General features: G+C 65.0%; 1 protein-coding gene. It reads left to right on the forward strand.

From position 1 onward, the window contains the following. Nucleotides 1-22: 22 nt before the first annotated feature. On the forward strand, nucleotides 23-448 hold a 426-nt coding region (locus tag FG486_RS18420; protein WP_181268591.1), incomplete at its 3' end, for an MBG-2 domain-containing protein.

A 448-nucleotide genomic window follows, 5' to 3' on the forward strand; every position in this document is an offset into this window, starting at 1 on the left:
GATCACCAGGGCGTTGCTTACGGTGACCGCCGACAATGCAACGCGGGAGTACGGCCTCGCCAATCCGGCGTTCACCGGCACGATCAGCGGCCTGCGTGCGGGCGATACCGCCAGCGTGGTTTCGGGCCTGGCTTATGGTACCGCGGCCAACACCGGATCGGCCGTTGGCAGTTATGCGATCACAGCGTCGGGTGGCAGCGCGACCAATTATGACTTCGCCTACGTCCCCGGCACGCTGACGATCACCAAGGCGCTGCTGACGGTTACGGCGGACAACGCGACGCGTGAATACGGGCTCGCCAACCCCGCCTTTACCGGCAGCATCACCGGCTTCCGCAATGGCGATACCGCCAGCGTCGTCTCAGGCCTCACCTATGGTTCGGTCGCGACGATCGCGAGCAATGCCGGAACCTATGCGATCACCGGATCCGGCGCCACCGCGACCAAT

The sequence above is a fragment of the Blastomonas ursincola genome (assembly GCF_013607875.1).
Lineage (GTDB): Bacteria > Pseudomonadota > Alphaproteobacteria > Sphingomonadales > Sphingomonadaceae > Blastomonas > Blastomonas ursincola.